14 protein-coding genes are annotated in these 16126 nt (G+C 60.8%); 1 reads left to right on the top strand and 13 read right to left on the bottom strand.

What is annotated here, in order from left to right; genetic code table 11:
• Nucleotides 1-19: 19 nt before the first annotated feature.
• Both EC915_RS03880 and EC915_RS03875 read right to left on the bottom strand, forming a co-directional pair.
• Nucleotides 20-1507 carry an aldehyde dehydrogenase family protein gene (locus EC915_RS03880; RefSeq protein ID WP_133749181.1) on the bottom strand — a complete coding sequence of 496 codons (1488 nt, stop codon included), beginning with the start codon at nucleotides 1505-1507 and terminating at the stop codon, nucleotides 20-22.
• Nucleotides 1504-3123, bottom strand: coding sequence for a GMC family oxidoreductase (locus EC915_RS03875; protein ID WP_133749180.1), 1620 nt, complete (start codon nucleotides 3121-3123; stop codon nucleotides 1504-1506). The genes EC915_RS03880 and EC915_RS03875 overlap by 4 nt, the downstream gene beginning before the upstream one ends.
• Before the next feature lie 244 nt (nucleotides 3124-3367).
• Between EC915_RS03875 and EC915_RS03870 the strand changes: the two genes are divergently transcribed.
• Nucleotides 3368-3985 carry a TetR/AcrR family transcriptional regulator gene (locus EC915_RS03870; RefSeq protein ID WP_133749179.1) on the top strand — a complete coding sequence of 206 codons (618 nt, stop codon included), beginning with the start codon at nucleotides 3368-3370 and terminating at the stop codon, nucleotides 3983-3985.
• A gap of 129 nt (nucleotides 3986-4114) precedes the next feature.
• Here the strand turns inward: EC915_RS03870 and EC915_RS03865 are convergent, their stop codons facing one another.
• The 11 genes from EC915_RS03865 to EC915_RS03815 all read right to left on the bottom strand — a co-directional run bounded on the left by EC915_RS03865 (nucleotide 4115) and on the right by EC915_RS03815 (nucleotide 15937).
• Nucleotides 4115-4660, bottom strand: coding sequence for a glutathione peroxidase (locus EC915_RS03865; protein ID WP_133749178.1), 546 nt, complete (start codon nucleotides 4658-4660; stop codon nucleotides 4115-4117).
• Between the two features lie 54 nt (nucleotides 4661-4714).
• On the bottom strand, nucleotides 4715-5839 hold the full coding sequence (locus tag EC915_RS03860) for an acyl-CoA dehydrogenase family protein (protein ID WP_133749177.1): 1125 nt from the start codon (nucleotides 5837-5839) through the stop codon (nucleotides 4715-4717).
• Nucleotides 5840-5874: 35 nt separating this feature from the next.
• Nucleotides 5875-6675, bottom strand: coding sequence for a crotonase/enoyl-CoA hydratase family protein (locus EC915_RS03855; RefSeq protein WP_133749176.1), 801 nt, complete (start codon nucleotides 6673-6675; stop codon nucleotides 5875-5877).
• Nucleotides 6672-7727 (bottom strand): acyl-CoA dehydrogenase family protein, encoded by a 1056-nt coding sequence (locus EC915_RS03850; RefSeq protein WP_133749175.1) that lies wholly within the window; start codon nucleotides 7725-7727, stop codon nucleotides 6672-6674. The genes EC915_RS03855 and EC915_RS03850 overlap by 4 nt, the downstream gene beginning before the upstream one ends.
• A 2-nt stretch (nucleotides 7728-7729) precedes the next feature.
• Nucleotides 7730-8878, bottom strand: a complete 1149-nt coding sequence (locus tag EC915_RS03845; RefSeq protein ID WP_133749174.1) for an acyl-CoA dehydrogenase family protein — start codon at nucleotides 8876-8878, stop codon at nucleotides 7730-7732.
• Between the two features lie 116 nt (nucleotides 8879-8994).
• Nucleotides 8995-10302 (bottom strand): amidohydrolase family protein, encoded by a 1308-nt coding sequence (locus tag EC915_RS03840; protein WP_133749173.1) that lies wholly within the window; start codon nucleotides 10300-10302, stop codon nucleotides 8995-8997.
• Nucleotides 10303-10493: 191 nt separating this feature from the next.
• Nucleotides 10494-11768 (bottom strand): cytochrome P450, encoded by a 1275-nt coding sequence (locus tag EC915_RS03835; protein ID WP_133749172.1) that lies wholly within the window; start codon nucleotides 11766-11768, stop codon nucleotides 10494-10496.
• A gap of 146 nt (nucleotides 11769-11914) precedes the next feature.
• Nucleotides 11915-13090: a thiolase family protein gene (locus EC915_RS03830; protein WP_133749171.1), complete on the bottom strand. Its 1176-nt coding sequence runs from the start codon at nucleotides 13088-13090 to the stop codon at nucleotides 11915-11917.
• The gene (locus tag EC915_RS03825) at nucleotides 13087-13992 is read right to left on the bottom strand and encodes a 3-hydroxyacyl-CoA dehydrogenase (protein ID WP_133749170.1); all 906 of its coding nucleotides are present in this window, start codon (nucleotides 13990-13992) and stop codon (nucleotides 13087-13089) included. The genes EC915_RS03830 and EC915_RS03825 overlap by 4 nt, the downstream gene beginning before the upstream one ends.
• Nucleotides 13989-14858 (bottom strand): fumarylacetoacetate hydrolase family protein, encoded by an 870-nt coding sequence (locus EC915_RS03820; protein ID WP_133749169.1) that lies wholly within the window; start codon nucleotides 14856-14858, stop codon nucleotides 13989-13991. The genes EC915_RS03825 and EC915_RS03820 overlap by 4 nt, the downstream gene beginning before the upstream one ends.
• A complete protein-coding gene (locus EC915_RS03815; protein WP_133749168.1) occupies nucleotides 14858-15937 on the bottom strand; it encodes an amidohydrolase family protein in 1080 nt (359 codons plus the stop codon). The genes EC915_RS03820 and EC915_RS03815 overlap by 1 nt, the downstream gene beginning before the upstream one ends.
• Nucleotides 15938-16126 lie beyond the last annotated feature (189 nt).

Below are 16126 nucleotides of genomic sequence, written 5' to 3'. Positions count from 1 at the left end.
CTCTGTCGGCTCGCTCTGCTTAGCGCCCGATGGGGTAGATGATGGATTTTTCCTGGGTGAACTCTTTGAGCCAGTCGGGTCCGAATTCGCGGCCGATGCCCGAGCGTTTGTAGCCGCCGATGGGGGCATAGGGCATCTGCCCGCCACCGCCATTGAGGTACACGCTGCCGGCGCGGATCCGCCGCGCCATGTCCAGTCCCACCGCAGCATCGGCGGTGTACACCCCGCCGTTGAGGCCGAAGCGCGAATCGTTGGCAATGCTCAGGGCCTCTTCGTCGGTGTCGAACCCAATCGTCACGCCCACCGGGCCGAAGATTTCTTCCTGAGCGATTTCCATGTCGTTGCGCACATCGTCAAACAGCGTGATGTCGCTGAAATAGCCTTGGGACAGGTGCGCAGGACGCCCGCCGCCGCAGACCAGGGTGGCCCCGCTGTCGCGTCCCCGGTCAATGAAGCCTTGAACCTTGGCGCGCTGCGACTCCCGTATCAGCGGCCCCATCATCACCGTCGGGTCGCTGGGGTCGCCGATCTTGATTTGGCTGGCGATAGCCTGTGCGGTCTGAATGAACGCGGAGCGAATCGACTCGTGCACGACGAAGCGGGTCAACAGTGCGCAGCCCTGCCCCGCATTCACGGTCAGGCCACCGACCGCGGCCATGCCGGCGGTCTGGATATCTGCGTCGGCACGCACGATCAGTGCCGATTTACCGCCCAATTCCAGATGTACGCGCTTGAGCGTCGCAGACGCCTGACTCATGATGCTGATGCCGACCGCCTCGGAGCCGGTAAACGAGACCATGTCCACCCGCGGATCAGTGCTGAGCATGGCACCGACCTGAGGCCCACCCGTGACAATATTCAGCACCCCGGCCGGCAAGCCGATGCGCTCGGCCAGTTGCCCGAACAACAGCGCCGAATACGGAGTGAAGGGTGAAGGTTTGAGCACCAAGGTATTGCCTGCCAGCAAAGCCGGAAAGATCTTCGCCAGATTAAGCAGGAACGGGAAGTTGTAGCCGGTGATGCCCGCCACGACGCCTATGGGCTCACGCTCGATACTGCCGCTGCCCAGCAACAGAGGACCGCCGGGGTTGAATGGATTCACCGCCGTCTGAGTAGCAATCGGTCGCGGTTGATCGCTCAACGATTGATCGATAGCGGTCAACACATGACGCAACGGCATATCCACCTGCATGCCATACGTGACGCCTTGAGAACAGCCGACCTCTGCGATGATCAGCGCGGCGATGGCGTCGCGCTCGGTTACCAGTTCGGCGTGCAGGCGGCGCAAATATCCCGCCCGCTCGAAAGTCGACAGTTGCGGCCAGGGGCCCCGGTCGAACGCTTGCCGTGCGGCATCGATGGCGGCGTCAGCACTGCTGTGATCGCCCAGCGGCGCATGGCCGATCACCGCCTCGGTTGCAGGGTTAAGCACCGCCTCGGTGTCCCGGACCGCAACCCACTGCCCCGCGATGTACAGTTTGTCGAGTTGAGTGAATGGAATGCTCATGGGTGCGCTGCTCCTTCAAGGCGGCCGGTGATGATTTCCGCCGCGCGCATGGCGATGGCCATGGCCGGGGCGTTGGTGTTGCCGGAGACCAGGGTGGGCATGACCGAGGTGTCGACCACCCGCAACCCTTTGACCCCGCGCACCTTGAGCTGCAGATCGACCACCGAATCGGTATCGGCGCCCATGCGACACGTCCCGCTGACGTGAAAGGCGGTCTGCCCGTAGTGCCGCAAAGCGCCCAGGATCTGCTCGTCGGTCTGCGCCTCGATACCCGGGGTCAACTCAGCGACGATGAAAGGCTTGAGCGCAGGCTGGGCCGCCAATCGACGTAGCCAGCGCACCAACGCGACGCCGGCCACGCGATCGATTTCGGCACTCAGGTAATTGGCATCGATCAGCGGCGGGACCGCCGGGTCCGTCGACTGGATACGTATCTCGCCCTGACTTTGCGGTTGTAGAAAATAACCGCCGAGGGTCAGGCCGGGTTCCTTATCGATCATCACCCGGTTGCCATCACCGAGCATCGAATACAGGCTGACGCCGATTTGCGCGTCGGGCCGCTCCAGGCCTGTGCGGGTTTTGACGAACCCCCCGGCCTCGTGGGCCGCATGGGTCATCGGACCTTTCTTGCGGACAAAATAGTTGAGCAACGACCGCACCAGCCCGAAGCCGGCGAAGCAATGGTTAAAACTTCCACGCGTCACCCGATACTGCATCGCGATATACAGGTGCTCGCGCAGATTGCGGCCGACATTGGCCGAATCGCTGACGACCTGGATGCCAAGCCCGGAAAGCAATTCGGCTGGGCCGATGCCTGATAGCTGCAAGAGCTTTGGTGTCTCGATGGCACCGGCGCATAGGACCGCCTCGCGCCTGATGCCAATGCTGTGCAGCCCTGAGGTATTGCGCACCTGAACGGCCACTGCGCGGTCACCTTCGAATTCGATGCGCTGCACGGTACTGGCCGTCATCACCGTCAGGTTGGGGCGGTCACGCACGGGGTCAAGAAACGCCTTGGCTGCGCTGAAGCGTTGACCGCCCCAGGTGGTTTGAGGCTGATAGCCAAATCCGCCATGACCCACCGCGTCGACATCGTTGGTATCGGCCACACGCGGTATCCCGGCCTGCCCGGCGGCGGCGATGACGGCGTCGCACAATTCGTCGTTGGCGGGGTGAATGCTGACCTTCAACGGGCCGCCCGTGCCGCGCCACTGTGCGCTGCCCAGTTGATGGTCTTCCAGCGCCACGAACTGCCGTCCGATGTCCTTCCAGCCCCAGCCCTCGCAGCCTTGCGCCTCCCAGGCATCGTAATCGGCCGGAGCCCCTCGTACGTAGACCATGCCGTTGACCGAACTGGAACCGCCGATCGCCCTGCCCTTGAGCCACAGCTCATCGGCCATCCCCTCACCACGCGAGGCCTGATAGTCCCAAACGTGCGGGTTACCGGCTGCGAGCAACTTGCCAATGCCACGCGGCATCGAGATCAACGGGCTGGAGTGTTCCGGGCCACTCTCGATCAACAACACCGAGACACCTGGATTGTGGGACAGCCGGTTTGCCATGACGCAGCCAGCCGAACCCGCACCCACAATGATGTAGTCATAGGTTTTGAGCATTTTTATTATTCTGCGTTGCGAGGTGTGCGAGGACTGTAGAACTGCACCACCCCGTGCACAACGGACAGATATGCGGATCTGTTCGGCGACTGGCGCTGGCAATTTGTTGAACAGGGTCTAGCCCCTTTTCTTGCTCGACCTAGACGCCTGTGCCAGTCTGGAACCCGTGCGAAAAAGACATTCTTCGAGAATATGTCCAATAACTCTAAAAATTAACCGCGCCTCTGACGTAGAGATTCCCCCCATGAATCAATACAGCCCCTCGCAGAACCAATGGCCTGAATCCTTTGACCCCAGCGCCGACCGACATACCCGGCGTGCCCAACGCACGCGGGATCTGATGTTGACCACGATGTACCAGCTGGCACTGGAAAAGGACTATCGGGAAATTACCGTGCAAGACCTGCTGGACCGCTCAGGTGTCGCGCGGTCGACGTTCTATGCCCACTTTCGGGACAAGGAGGACCTGCTGGTCGCAGGCTACGGCGTTATGGGCGATCCGGTCGTCAAGCCCGGCACGGGCAACGGCCGGCCGCGGGTGGTGCTAGACGTGTGCGGATGGTTATTCGTGGCCACCCGCACCCATGCAGCGCTGACCACTTCGTTGATGGGCGGCGCCTCGCGGGAAATCGTCCTTGCCCATCTCGAAAACCTGCTGATCATTCAGGTCCGCGAACACCTGAAGCGGTATGGGACCTACCGGGGTGATGAGCTGCGCGGCGAGATCGCCGTGCGCAGCTTGGTCGGAGGGCTGCTTGCCATGTGGTTATGGTGGGTACGCCAGGATTATTGCCATAACCCTGCGCAAATCAGCGACCACTTCAACGCCCTGATGAGCGACGGGGTCTGGCCCGAAATGTGAGTGGCTTGCCATCGAACGCTTCCGAGCGGTAGGCCCAAGCGACTGGCTATGTACGTGCCACTCAAAGAATGGCCCTGAACGCAGGTTCAGAGCCTTGTTCTTAGTGGCAACCAGATGCCTGGGCGAGGATCAGGCCTTCAGCGCCTCGTCGATGGCGGCTGTCAAACGTGAGTCATCTGCGGCGACATCCGGTGCAAAACGACCGATGACCTTGCCATCGCGACCGACCAGAAACTTTTCGAAATTCCACAGCACTTCCTGCCGGTTGCCGCTCTCGATGCCATAGCCCTTCAAACGCTCGCGGAACGGGCCATCGCCGGTGGCGGAAGGCTGGGCGGCGGTCAGCTCGCTGTACAGGGGATGCTTGTCAGCGCCAGCAACCGAGATTTTCGAGAACAAGGGGAAGTGCACGTCGTAGGTGGTGGAGCAGAACGACTGGATTTCGCTGTCGCTGCCAGGTTCCTGTTCCTTGAAGTTGTTCGCCGGAAAGCCCAGCACTTCCAGGCCCTCGCCATGCTTACTCTGGTACAGCTTCTCCAGCCCTTCGTATTGCGGGGTCAGGCCGCATTTGGAGGCCACATTGACCAGCAGCAGAACCTTGCCTTTGTACTGACCCAGATTGCTGGAAGTGCCGTCGATCTGTTTCAGCGGGATGTCGTACAGCGAAGTGCTCATGCCTGTCTCCTTCAATGGTGGGTGCTTTGACCGGTGGTCATGTCAGGACACACCTTAAAGCGTGCGACCAATAATTTCTTTCATAATTTCCGAAGTGCCGCCGTAAATCCGCGCAACGCGGGCATCAACCCAGGCCCTGCTGATTTTGTACTCGCTCATGAAGCCGTAACCGCCGTGCAATTGCAAAAACTCATCGAGTAATTTGCCTTGCATCTCCGAACCCAGCAGTTTGGCCATGGCGGCGATGTCCGGCGTCAATTCACCACGCATGACCTTGTCCAGACAATCGTCGACGAATACCCGCAGCATGGTTGCCTGAGCCTTGGCCTCGGCCAGCTTGAAACGGGTGTTCTGAAAGTCCAGTACCGGTTTGCCAAACACCTTGCGCTCACGGGTGTACTCGATGGTTTCCTCCAGCAGGGTGTCGATCGACTGCGCGGCGCGAATGGCGATGATCAAGCGTTCCCACGCCAGCTGATGGGTGAGGTATTTGAAACCCATGCCCTCCTCGCCCAGGCGATTGCCGACGGGCACACGCACTTGATCGAAAAACAACTCCGAGGTGTCTTGGCCTTTCAGACCGATCTTTTCCAGCAAGCGGCCCTTGGAGAACCCCGGACGATCTTCTTCGACGCACACCAGGGTCAGTTCTTTGGCGATGGGATCGAGCTTGGTCGCGGTGACCACAAGGCCGGCATTGCCACCGTTGGTGATGAAGGTTTTCTGCCCGTTGACGATGTACTCGTCATCCTCGCGGCGCAACGAGGTGCGCATCGAGCGCAGGTCGCTGCCGATGCCCGGTTCACTCATGGCAATCACGCCGATTAACTCACCGCTGACCATGCATGGCAGCCACTTCTGTTTCTGCTCCTCGCTGCCATAGGCAACGATGTACGGCGTGACGATCTCCGAGTGAGTGGTGAAGCCCACAGCCGTGGCATTGGCACGGGCCAATTCCTCGATCATTACCGCCGAATGCCCAAAGTCGCCCCCCGAGCCGCCATATTCCTCAGGCACGGTCGAGCAGAGCAAGCCCGTTTCGCCGGCCTTGAGCCACAGCTCCTTGGGCACGATGCCGTTTTTTTCCCACTCATGCAGATGCGGCACGATTTCCCGCTCGACGAAACGGCGGGCCTGATCACGGAACATGTTGTGATCTTCACGAAAGACGCGGCGCATGACGGTTCTCCCCTTACCTTCTTATTGTTGTGCAGTTACTTGTCCTGGTAGCTGGGCGCGCGCTTCTCGACGAAGGCGGCCACGGCTTCCTCATGGTCGGCGGTGTGGTGAGCGATGGACTGATAGGCGGCCGACAGTTCGAGCAGCGAATCCAGACGCATGTGCTGACCTTCGCGCAGCAGCCGTTTGCACAGGCGCAAGGCGTGGCCCGGATTACTGGCAATGCGCTTGGCCAGCGCCTGAGCTTCGGACTGCAGGGTTTCATGGGTGCAGACCTGCTCCACCAAGCCCCAGTCCAGCGCCTTGGCGGCATCGATGGGGTCGCCGGTAAAGGCCATCAGGCTGGCTTTCGGTATGCCGATGATGCGCGGCAACAGCCAGGCGCCACCGTCACCTGGGACGATGCCCAGGCGCACGAAACTCTCGGCGAACACCGCAGTGGGCGATGCCAGGCGGATATCGCACATGCAGGCCAGGTCCAGTCCGGCACCAATGGCCGGACCGTTGACGGCGGCGATGATCGGGATGTCCAGCTCGTACAACGCCAGCGGAATACGCTGGATGCCGTCGCGGTACGTGTCGCGCAGTTCATAAGGCTGACCGGCGAAGATGCCACTGCGCTCGCGCATGTCCTTGACGTTGCCGCCGGCGCAGAACGCACTGCCATTGCCGGTCAGCACCATCACGCGCGCCGAGCGGTCACGGCGCAGGTTCGCGCACAGTTGCACGAACTCTTCTATTTGCTCCGGCGAAGTCAGTGCATTGCGAGTGTCCGGGTGATTCATGCGCACGGTCACGACAGGGCCGTCACGCTCGATGTGCAGAAACGCGGTCATGCCGATGCTCCACAGCTTGAGTTGTCAGTCATCAATGGCCAGAAACCCTCGGCACCTGCCGCGCAGACCTGTTTGCCTATCATCTGGCTCCAGTGCGTGGTCGAGCCGAACTCGCCACGCCAGGCCCACAATCTACGGGTGTACAACTGCAAGGCGTATTCCTGGGTAAAGCCGATGGCGCCGTGGACGGCGTGGGCGATATTCGCGCCCTGGGTGGCAGCTTCTGCCGTGGTGACCTTGGCCACGGCAACCGAAAACCAGTTCAATGCCCGGTCAGATTCGGCAAACGCCGCTTCTGCGGCGCTGTTGGCAGCCGCAGCCTGTTCGGCGAACACCGCCAGTTGCTGCTGGATCGCCTGAAACGCACCGATAGGTTTGCCAAACTGATTGCGTTGGCCGGCGTACTCTGCGGTCATGTCCAGCAATGTGCTCAAGGCGCCGGCAATCTGTGCGCTGCGCATCAGTGCCCCGCCGGTCTGCAGTGCTTCGCTGTTCAGTCCGCTTGGCAGCGGCGCGCGATCCAGCACCGTGGCTTCGCTGAAAAACAGTGCATCCCGGGGCTCTCCGGCAATGTTCAAGCTCTGCTCGATGCGTTGAGCCTGCGCGCGTGGCAGCACCACCAGCGTGGGACCGCCGTCATCGCTATCGGCAATGGCAACAACCGACTCGACATGCCGGCCCCACGGAACGTCAGGCAACACCCCGCTCACCCTATCGTCATTGAGCAAAAGCCGGGGCCTGGCGCAGATGCTCAAGCTCCCCGTTCGCGGCTCAAGCCCGCAGCAGCCCAACAACCAGTTGGCTAACAGCGCCTCGGTCAACGGCAGCGGAACGGCAAATCGCCCCGCCGCTCGTGCGATCACGTAAAGATCAGCCCAACCAGCGTCGGCGCCACCCAGGAATTCAGGCGCAGCGGCCAGGGTAAAGCCGGAGTCTTCGATGGCGTCCCACAATGTCGCGGCCCACACGCCGCCCTCGCTGGCGTTGACCGTTTCGCTGTCTGCGCCATCGCTGAGCAGGCGCTCGATGGTGGATTCAAATAATTCGCGCATGATTATCGCAACCCCAGGCCACGGGCGATGATCCCGCGAAGGATCTCGCGAGTGCCGCCGCGCAATGAAAAAGAAGGCGCCATCTGCGTGAGATAGGCCAGAACCTGTGCGTGATCGCCACCACCCTGCTGCCGCGGTTCGATGTCCAGCAATCGCTGCGCAAGCTCGGGAATGTCCTGCTCGAAAGCGTTACCCAGATCCTTGACGCAGGACGCGGCCCACGCCGGGTGCTCGCCCTTGGCCAGTTGCGCCGTGACCGCCAGCGACATGTTGCGCAGTGTCGCGAGCCTTGCCGTGAGGCGACCGACTTCAGACGCCTGCAACGCGTCGGGCTGGCTGCCGATGGCGTTGATCATGGTTTTGATCAGCGCCATGGAACTGAGAAAACGCTCAGGGCCGCTGCGCTCGAAAGCCAGCTCGGCCGTGACCTGCTCCCAGCCCTTGCCTTCGTTGCCGATCAGCGCATCGTCAGCCAGCAAGACATCGTCGAAAAACACCTCGTTGAAATGCTCGCCGCCCGCCAGATCGCGAATCGGCCGCACGGTGATGCCGGGCAATCGCAGGTCGACGATAAATTGCGACATGCCTTCATGCCGCCCGTTCTGCTTATCGCCAGTGCGCAGCAAAGCAATCATGTAATGGGAGTGGTGAGCGTTGGTGGTCCAGACTTTCTGACCGTTGACTCGCCAACCCTCGCCGTCACGCACTGCCGTGGAGCGAATTGAGGCCAGATCGGAGCCTGAGCCGGGTTCGCTCATGCCGATGCAGAAATAGCTCTCGCCGCGACAGATCGCCGGCAGGTAGCGGTCTCGCTGCGCATGGGTACCGAATTTATTGATCAGCGGCCCGCTCTGCCGGTCGGCGATCCAGTGCGCCGACACCGGTGCGCCCGCCGCGAGCAACTCTTCACTGACGACGTAGCGCGCAAAGAAACCGGCCTGATTGCCTCCGTATTCCTTGGGCAGCGCCATGCCGAGCCAGCCTTTGGCGCCCAGCGCCTTGCTGAAGCTGGCGTCGAAGCCCATCCAGGATTGTGCTCGCAGCGCCGGCGGATAATCGGCCAGCGCGTCAGCGAGAAAGCGGCGCACCTCGGCGCGCAACGCTTCGGCCTCAGCAGGAATCCGGCTGTAGGTAAATTCATTGATGGCCATGAATGCTCTCGAAAACTGGGCATGCAAAACGCGGAAAAGACATCCGCAGGACGTGCGTGACCGTGTCGTTGGTTCCCGAACTGTGCGTGGCAGGTCGGGAACCAACGTCGCGGTACTTACAGCGCGGTTTGCGCGTCGGCTTTTTCGAACATCGCGTTGATGTCGCCGGAGGTCACCGGTTTGCCGTCTTCACGACCATGGTCGGCGCCGCCAAGGCCCAGGGCCGGCTCGACTTTGACGTGAGTGGCCTGCGCGCGCAGGGCGCCAACGGTGCAGTTTTCGCGTCCCAGGATAGAGAACGGGTCGTACGAGAACTCGCGCATCGCGTTGAGGTGAGTCAGCTTATTGATAGTCTGGTCGGGCAGATGCTTGAGGCCATCCCACGCGGTTTCCGGCGACTCCGGCCAGGTGCAGTCGGAATGCGGGTAATCGCTCTCCCAAGTGACCATGTCCTCATTCATGAAGCTCAGGTTCTGCAAACCGAACTTGTCTTCAATGAAGCAGGTGATGATGTGCTTGTGGAAGATATCGCTCGGCATCTGCCCACCGAAGTTGGAATTGGTCCAGGCCTTGTGATGGCGATGGGTGAAGTCGGCACGTTCGAGCAGGTAGGGCACCCAACCGATGCTGCCTTCGGACAGCGCCATGCGCAGGTCGGGGAATTTCTTCCACATCGGCGCCCAGATCCAGTCTGCCGCAGAGTTGGCGATGGAGATCGGCATGGAGGTGATCCACGCATCGATTGGCGACAGATCCGAGGCATGGTTGGCTTTGACGCCAGTGCCAATGTGGCAGCAGATCACCACCTTGTTGTCGGAACAGGCTTTCCACAGCGGATCCCAGTAGTCGCTGTGGATCGATGGGTAACCGTGGATGGCCGGGTTGTCGGACAGCGACAAGGCATGCACGCCCTGCTTGGCCATGCGGTTGACTTCGGCGGCGGCGGCCTGCATGTCCCACCATGGCACCAGCATCAAGGGGATGAAACGGCCCGGTGCAGCATTGCACCAGTCATGCAGGTGCCAATCGTTGTAGGCCTGGATCGCTGCGAACGACACATCCCGGTCGTTGTGGACCTGGAAGCGTTGCCCGGCAAAGCCTGGGAAGGTCGGGAAGCACAGCGAGCCCAACACACCGTTGGCGCTCATGTCATCCACGCGATCCTTGATGTTCCAGGTGCCACGACGCATCTGGTCGTAACCCAGGGGCTCCATGCCATATTCTTCTTTAGGACGGCCGACCACCGAGTTCAGGCCCATGTATCCGGTCGCCTGTTCCTCGAAGACCCAGACATCCCGGTCACCGGTTTTCACCACATGCGGCTCGCGCCCCTTGAAGCGTGCAGGCATGTGACGGGCGAACGCGTCTGGCGGTTCGATGGCGTGGTCGTCGACGCTGACGAGAATCAGATCATCAATTTTCATTGTTCTTCCCTTCTCAACGGGTGGTTTGTTGTTGTGCCTGAATCATAGATCACCACCGGGCTAAATTAAACACTTTATTTGATTGTGTTCATATAAATTCAGATGAAACGCAGTGCTTTGTCCGCACGCGCATAAAAAACCCGCACCTTGGCGGGCGCGGGTTTGGCGGATCGACAGCGGTTGGCCGTGGCTCAATCCCAGATCACGTGGACCTCATGAGGACCACGCAGCTGCGCGCCGACGATCTGCGGCGCGGGTTTGTCAGGGTCCAGGCGAATATTGGGCATCAGATCGAGAATCGCGTTGACTGCGCAGTTGATCTCGGTTTTGGCGACGAACTGGCCAATGCACATGTGCGGGCCAAAGCCAAACCCGAATGAAGGTCGTGGCTTACGATCGATATCGAAACGATCAGCGTTTTCGAACGCGTCTTCGTCACGGTTGGCCGACGACACAATGCATTGCACCATCGCCCCTTTGGGAATCTTCACACCACGGATTTCAGTGTCCTGCGCGGTCTGACGTACTTTAAAGGTCGCTACGGGCTCGAACCGCACCGCTTCATCAATGGCCTTGTTCACCAGGCTGCGGTCATTACGTACCCTTTCCAGCGTCTGCGGGTTCTGCAGCAGCAAGGTGATCAAGGTGCCGAAGGTACGCGTCGTGGTTTCGCTGGCCGCTGGCAGCAAGGACCGGACAAAGGTGGCGATTTCATGGTCGTCCAGTGAACGGCCCTGGTACTCGGCGCTGATCAAGCGGCTAATCAGGTCGTCGCCGTCTGCTCCCCGTGCGCGGCGCTCGGCTACCACCACCTTGACCACGTCATACAGCGCCTGGGCGGCATGCATGGCGGCGCCGCGCGCAGCGGCTGCCTTTTCAGGGTCGACCTGCGGGCCCGCGAGAATAGCCAGTGCCCAAGCGGCGTATTGCTCGATTTCTTCGGGCTTGTCCTCCGGAAAACCAATCAGCGCGTAGATGACCCGGATCGGGAAATACAGGCCGAAATCCATCAGGTCGGCAGACTTGGCCGCTACCATCGGCTTGATGTATTCGTCGCGAATCACCCGGTCGATCTTGGTTTCCTTCCAGCGGTTGACGGTCTCCGGCATGAACACCGGCTGCAGCAGATTGCGGATGTTCTTGTGCGCATCGCCGTCCATCGCCGTGAGAATCAGCCCGTCGAAGAACGCCCCCAGCCCTTCGGCGATAAACCCGCTGGTGAAGTTCTTCGCGTCGCGCATTACCGCCATTACGTCGTCGTACTTGAACAGCGTAAAGGTCGGACGATTCGGGTCCAGGCCGGCAATCGACGGCACGCCAAGGCTGGCCATGAAGTTGCCTTCGAGGATCGGTTGGGTCTTGCGCATCTCGGCATAGACCGCTTGCAAGTCAACATCGCTGCCACGGTAATTGCTGGCGACGTTGGCGAACTCCCTGTTCAGATTGCTTTGCGCCTGAACGGACATGATCATCTCCTCTCTTGTTGTTTATTATGGGTCGATACGCCCGGCGCCAAGACCAGGTTCAGCCAATATAGGCGAAATGCTGAACGTATTGGCTGAATCTGACTCGATAAGCCCTCAATGAGGCCGAATCAGCTCCGGCCAGGTATTCAATCCAGTCGCTCAATGATGGTCGCAGTGCCCATGCCGCCAGCGCAGCAGATGGCCTGCAGGCCATAGCGGGCGCCTCTTCGCTCGAGTTCATGCAGCAACGTGGTCATCAACCGTGCGCCGCTGGCACCCAGCGGATGACCCAACGCGATAGCGCCGCCATTGACGTTGAGGCGGTCGTGCGCCACGCCGGTTTCCTTCATCCATACCAGCGGCACCGGGGCGAACGCCTCGTTGACTTCGAACAGGTCGATGTCGTTGATGTGCAGCCCGGCTTTCTTCAGGACTTTGGCCGTGGCAGCGATGGGCCCGGTGAGCATCAGCGTCGGGTCAGCCCCTACCGTGGCGAACGCAACGATCCGTGCCCGAGGTTTCAAACCCTGGCGTCGGGCCGCTTCAGCGTCCATCAGCAACAGCGCCGCAGCGCCATCGGAGATTTGCGACGAGTTGCCTGCGGTGACCTTGCCGTTGTCCGGGCGGAAGCTGGTTTTGAGGGTGGACAGTTTCTCGCGTGAGGTATCGCGGCGTATGGTTTCGTCCGACAGCAAATCCGCAGCTACCTGCGCATCGTTCTTTTCGCGCAACGCCTGGACCGGCACTGGCACCAGCTGACTGTCGAAATAGCCAGCGTCGCTGGCCTGTGCGGCGCGCTGATGACTGGTGATGGCGTAATCGTCCAGATCGTCGCGACTAAGGTTCCAGCGGTCAGCGATGCGCTCGGCCGCCTCGCCCTGACTGGTCAGTTCGTAACGCTCGCTGGCCATCCAGCCGAACGCCTCGCCGTGCAGGTCGCGATTGCTGCCCATGGGCACGCGGCTCATGTTTTCTGCACCGCCTGCCACAATAATGTCGGCCATCCCGGCGGCAATGAAGCCTGCGCCGACATGCACCGCCGCCTCGCCTGAGCCGCATTTGCGGTCCAGGGTCAGGCCCGGCACACTCTCCGGCCAGCCGGCACCGAGCAACGCCGTACGCGCAATGTTGGCCGATTGCTCGCCGATCTGGGTGACGCAACCGAAGATCACGTCATCCACCACCCCCGGCGAAAGGTCATTACGCTCCACCAAAGCGTTGATCAACAACGCTCCCAGGTGATCGGCGCGCACGCTGGCGAGGCTGCCACGGAACCGGCCCACGGGCGTGCGCAAGGCGTCGATGATCACGACCTCTTTCATAACACGCTCCCTTTCAGGCCGCTGCCAAGCACTGCCTTGTTGTCTTCATAGCGATAGACCCCATGCCCGGTCTTGCGACCCAGACGCCCCGCCGCCACCATTTTGATGATCAACGGGCATGGCCTGAATTTCTCGCCCAAGGTCTGGTGCAGATAACGCAACACCGACAATCGCGTGTCCCAGCCGGTGAGGTCGCCCAACTCCAGCGGCCCCATGGGATGGTTGAAACCCATGCGCAGCGCGGTGTCGATGTCTTCTGCCGTGGCGATGCCTTCCTGGAGCATGTACATCGCTTCGTTGCCGAGCATCGCCGACATGCGGCTTGTGGTCAGCCCCGGCGACTCGTTGACGGTGATCGATGTCTTGCCCATGGCATCGCACAAATCCCGCGTGCGGGCCACGGTTTCATCGCTGGTGGCCAGGCCGCGCACCAGTTCGACCAGCTTCATCTTGTGCACAGGGTTGAAGAAGTGCATGCCGATGACACGGTCTGCACTGTCTATCGACGCCGCGATCTCGGTAACGCTCAGCGCCGAAGTGTTGGTCGCAATAATGGCATCGGGCGCCAGCAACGGCGCCGCTTGGGCGACGATGGCCTTTTTGATCGCCAGTTGCTCGGAAACCGTCTCCACCAGCCAGTTCGCACCGCTGGCCGCCTCGCTCAGGTCGCTGGCTGTGCTTAGCCTGGCCAGCGCAGCCTCGGCCTGCACGGTACTGATTTTGCCCAAGGACACACCCGTGTTGAGAATCGCTTCGATGGCACCGCGGGCCTTGGTCAATGACTGGGCATTGGTGTCGACCAGCACTGTTTGCAGCCCAGCGCTGACGAAGCCGTGGGCGATCCCGGTGCCCATCAGCCCCGCTCCTACGACGACCACTTTGTTGTTTTTATCGATACTCATGCCGAGACCTTTGATTGGACCAATGACTTTTCGCCCACGACATTGCGCAAGGTGCCGATCCCCTCAACGCTGGCCTCAACCACGTCGCCCGGATTAAGGAAGATGCCGGTACCCATGCCAACCCCGGCCGGAGAGCCGGTGAAGAGCACGTCGCCACAGGCGAAACTCGAGCGCTGCTGAACGAAGGCGATCAGCTCACCCACATTCCAGGTCATGTCGGCCGTGTTGCCGTCCTGGCGGACCTGACCGTTAACCTTCAACAGCAAGCGTAACTTGGGCGAACCGGCGGGAAGTTCGTCCTTGGTCAAAATCCATGGACCCAACCCGGTGGTCTTGTCCTGGCTTTTGGCCGCGAACAGATCCATGCCGATGCCCTTGGGACCACTGCGCTGAAGGTCGCGGGCGCTGACGTCGTTGCCGACGGTGTAGCCCAATACGCAGGCCAGTGGATCATCGAGATCGATCTCATCGGTACCGATTACCGCCACCAGCTCGACCTCGTGGTCGAGTTCGGCTGTCAGCGGTGGAAAGCGGATCGGGTCGTGGGCGCCAATCAGCGCACCGTATGCCTTGAGAAACGCCACCGGCTGTGACGGTGCAGCCAGTCCGAACTCGACCAGATGCTTGGCGTAATTGGCGCCCGCCACCACCACGCGATTGATGGGCTCGACCGGTGGCAACAGCGTGACCCGGGATAAAGGCAACGGAGGACCGGAGAAACGCAGTGCGCTGATACCGGCACCCTGCGCAACTTTCGGTGCCCACTCGCGAAAATCACCCGCAATCGGCGTGACCATGTCCTGCTGCGCATCGACCACCGCCCAGAACACGCCGCTCTCGAAATAGGAACAGCGGGCCAGTTTCATCAGACTGCTTCCTTGGCAGAGGTCACCTGGCCAACACGAGCCGGATCCAGATGCAGCAACTTGCAAGCGTTCTGCCAACGGATTTTCTGCAGGTCGGTATCGCTGAGTTTCAGGCCTTCGGTCAGGTCATGGCGCACGGCATCGCTGCCACCGAAATTGCTGCCGTAGACCATCTGGTCGGCACCAATGACTTCAATCAGCGCCTGGCGCATCGGCAGCTCATGCAGTTCGACGTCGAAATAGAAGTTCTTCATGTAATCGAGCACCGGGCGTTTGTTGTGCACCACGTCCAGGTTCTTGTTGGTCTGCGCCAGGCGGCCCAATTGGTACGGGACATAGCCACCACCGTGGGTGATGTAGACCTTCAGGTCCGGGAAGCGATCAAGCACACCACCGCAGATCAGGTTCCAGAAACAGCGGGTTTCGTCGTACTGCATGCCGACGATCGCCGTGGTTTCGTAACGGTCTTCGTTGGCGCGATCGCCCCAGGTCACCGACTGGTTATAGCCGTGGATGAACATCGGCAGGTCGAGATCGCAGAGGGTCTTCCAGACCACATCGAGTTCCGGGGAGTCGAATTCCAGCCCGCCGAAATTGGCGCCGCCAGCAGAGAGGCCTTTGGCGCCCAGCTCGGTGCAGGCACGGCGCAGTTCCACGGCGGCGGCTTCAGGGGCATTGAGCGGTGCGTGCGCCCAGAACATCAGGCGGTCCGGGGCGGCCGAGCAGTATTCGGCAAAGGTGTCATTCACCGTGCGGGCATACGGGACGGCGTATTCGGCCTCGGTCCAGTACATGTAGCAGTGGGACGGAACCGAGACCACCTGCAGGTTTTGACCAGCGGCATCCATCCCCGCCAAGCGGACTTTCGGATCGGCCCACTTGGCCATGTATTCCTCAAGTTTGAGTCCCTTGCCGGCACGCACGGCAGCCTTGCGCTCCGGCGAGCCGAGGGTCAATTGCCATTTGCCGACGCGCAGGCGGATATCGCCGTCATCGCATTGTTCGAAAAACGGACCCCAATGTGGGTGCTGGTTGTAATAGCCAGGGAGCGGCGCGTGAGCGTGAAGATCAATAAGCATAATCCGGGACCTCTACGTGGAAACTCTGTTTTTTGTGATTGTTCTGGGTGTTGCGCTTCCCAAAGCACGGCGCCTGGAGCCCTCGACGGGCGGCCCGGCAAGTCAGCTCAATCGGCTTCGGTCTGATCGAAGCATAAAATTAATTTAGTCATAAATCAAAATAGTGTTCAGATTAATTTCATAACCTGG

Source organism: Pseudomonas sp. LP_7_YM, assembly GCF_004364435.1.
In the GTDB taxonomy this organism is placed as follows: domain Bacteria; phylum Pseudomonadota; class Gammaproteobacteria; order Pseudomonadales; family Pseudomonadaceae; genus Aquipseudomonas.
Note: the sequence above shows the minus strand (reverse complement) of the source record. Positions and strands in the feature narration are given on the sequence as shown.

What these genes read in the sequence shown, in the direction of transcription:
- EC915_RS03820 (WP_133749169.1), bottom strand. Translation starts at nt 14,858, where the DNA reads ATGAAACTGGCCCGCTGTTCCTATTTCGAGAGCGGCGTGTTCTGGGCG.
- EC915_RS03850 (WP_133749175.1), bottom strand. Translation starts at nt 7,727, where the DNA reads ATGCGCGAATTATTTGAATCCACCATCGAGCGCCTGCTCAGCGATGGC.
- EC915_RS03835 (WP_133749172.1), bottom strand. Translation starts at nt 11,768, where the DNA reads ATGTCCGTTCAGGCGCAAAGCAATCTGAACAGGGAGTTCGCCAACGTC.
- EC915_RS03830 (WP_133749171.1), bottom strand. Translation starts at nt 13,090, where the DNA reads ATGAAAGAGGTCGTGATCATCGACGCCTTGCGCACGCCCGTGGGCCGG.
- EC915_RS03840 (WP_133749173.1), bottom strand. Translation starts at nt 10,302, where the DNA reads ATGAAAATTGATGATCTGATTCTCGTCAGCGTCGACGACCACGCCATC.
- EC915_RS03875 (WP_133749180.1), bottom strand. Translation starts at nt 3,123, where the DNA reads ATGCTCAAAACCTATGACTACATCATTGTGGGTGCGGGTTCGGCTGGC.
- EC915_RS03870 (WP_133749179.1), top strand. Translation starts at nt 3,368, where the DNA reads ATGAATCAATACAGCCCCTCGCAGAACCAATGGCCTGAATCCTTTGAC.
- EC915_RS03880 (WP_133749181.1), bottom strand. Translation starts at nt 1,507, where the DNA reads ATGAGCATTCCATTCACTCAACTCGACAAACTGTACATCGCGGGGCAG.
- EC915_RS03865 (WP_133749178.1), bottom strand. Translation starts at nt 4,660, where the DNA reads ATGAGCACTTCGCTGTACGACATCCCGCTGAAACAGATCGACGGCACT.
- EC915_RS03860 (WP_133749177.1), bottom strand. Translation starts at nt 5,839, where the DNA reads ATGCGCCGCGTCTTTCGTGAAGATCACAACATGTTCCGTGATCAGGCC.
- EC915_RS03815 (WP_133749168.1), bottom strand. Translation starts at nt 15,937, where the DNA reads ATGCTTATTGATCTTCACGCTCACGCGCCGCTCCCTGGCTATTACAAC.
- EC915_RS03825 (WP_133749170.1), bottom strand. Translation starts at nt 13,992, where the DNA reads ATGAGTATCGATAAAAACAACAAAGTGGTCGTCGTAGGAGCGGGGCTG.
- EC915_RS03845 (WP_133749174.1), bottom strand. Translation starts at nt 8,878, where the DNA reads ATGGCCATCAATGAATTTACCTACAGCCGGATTCCTGCTGAGGCCGAA.
- EC915_RS03855 (WP_133749176.1), bottom strand. Translation starts at nt 6,675, where the DNA reads ATGACCGCGTTTCTGCACATCGAGCGTGACGGCCCTGTCGTGACCGTG.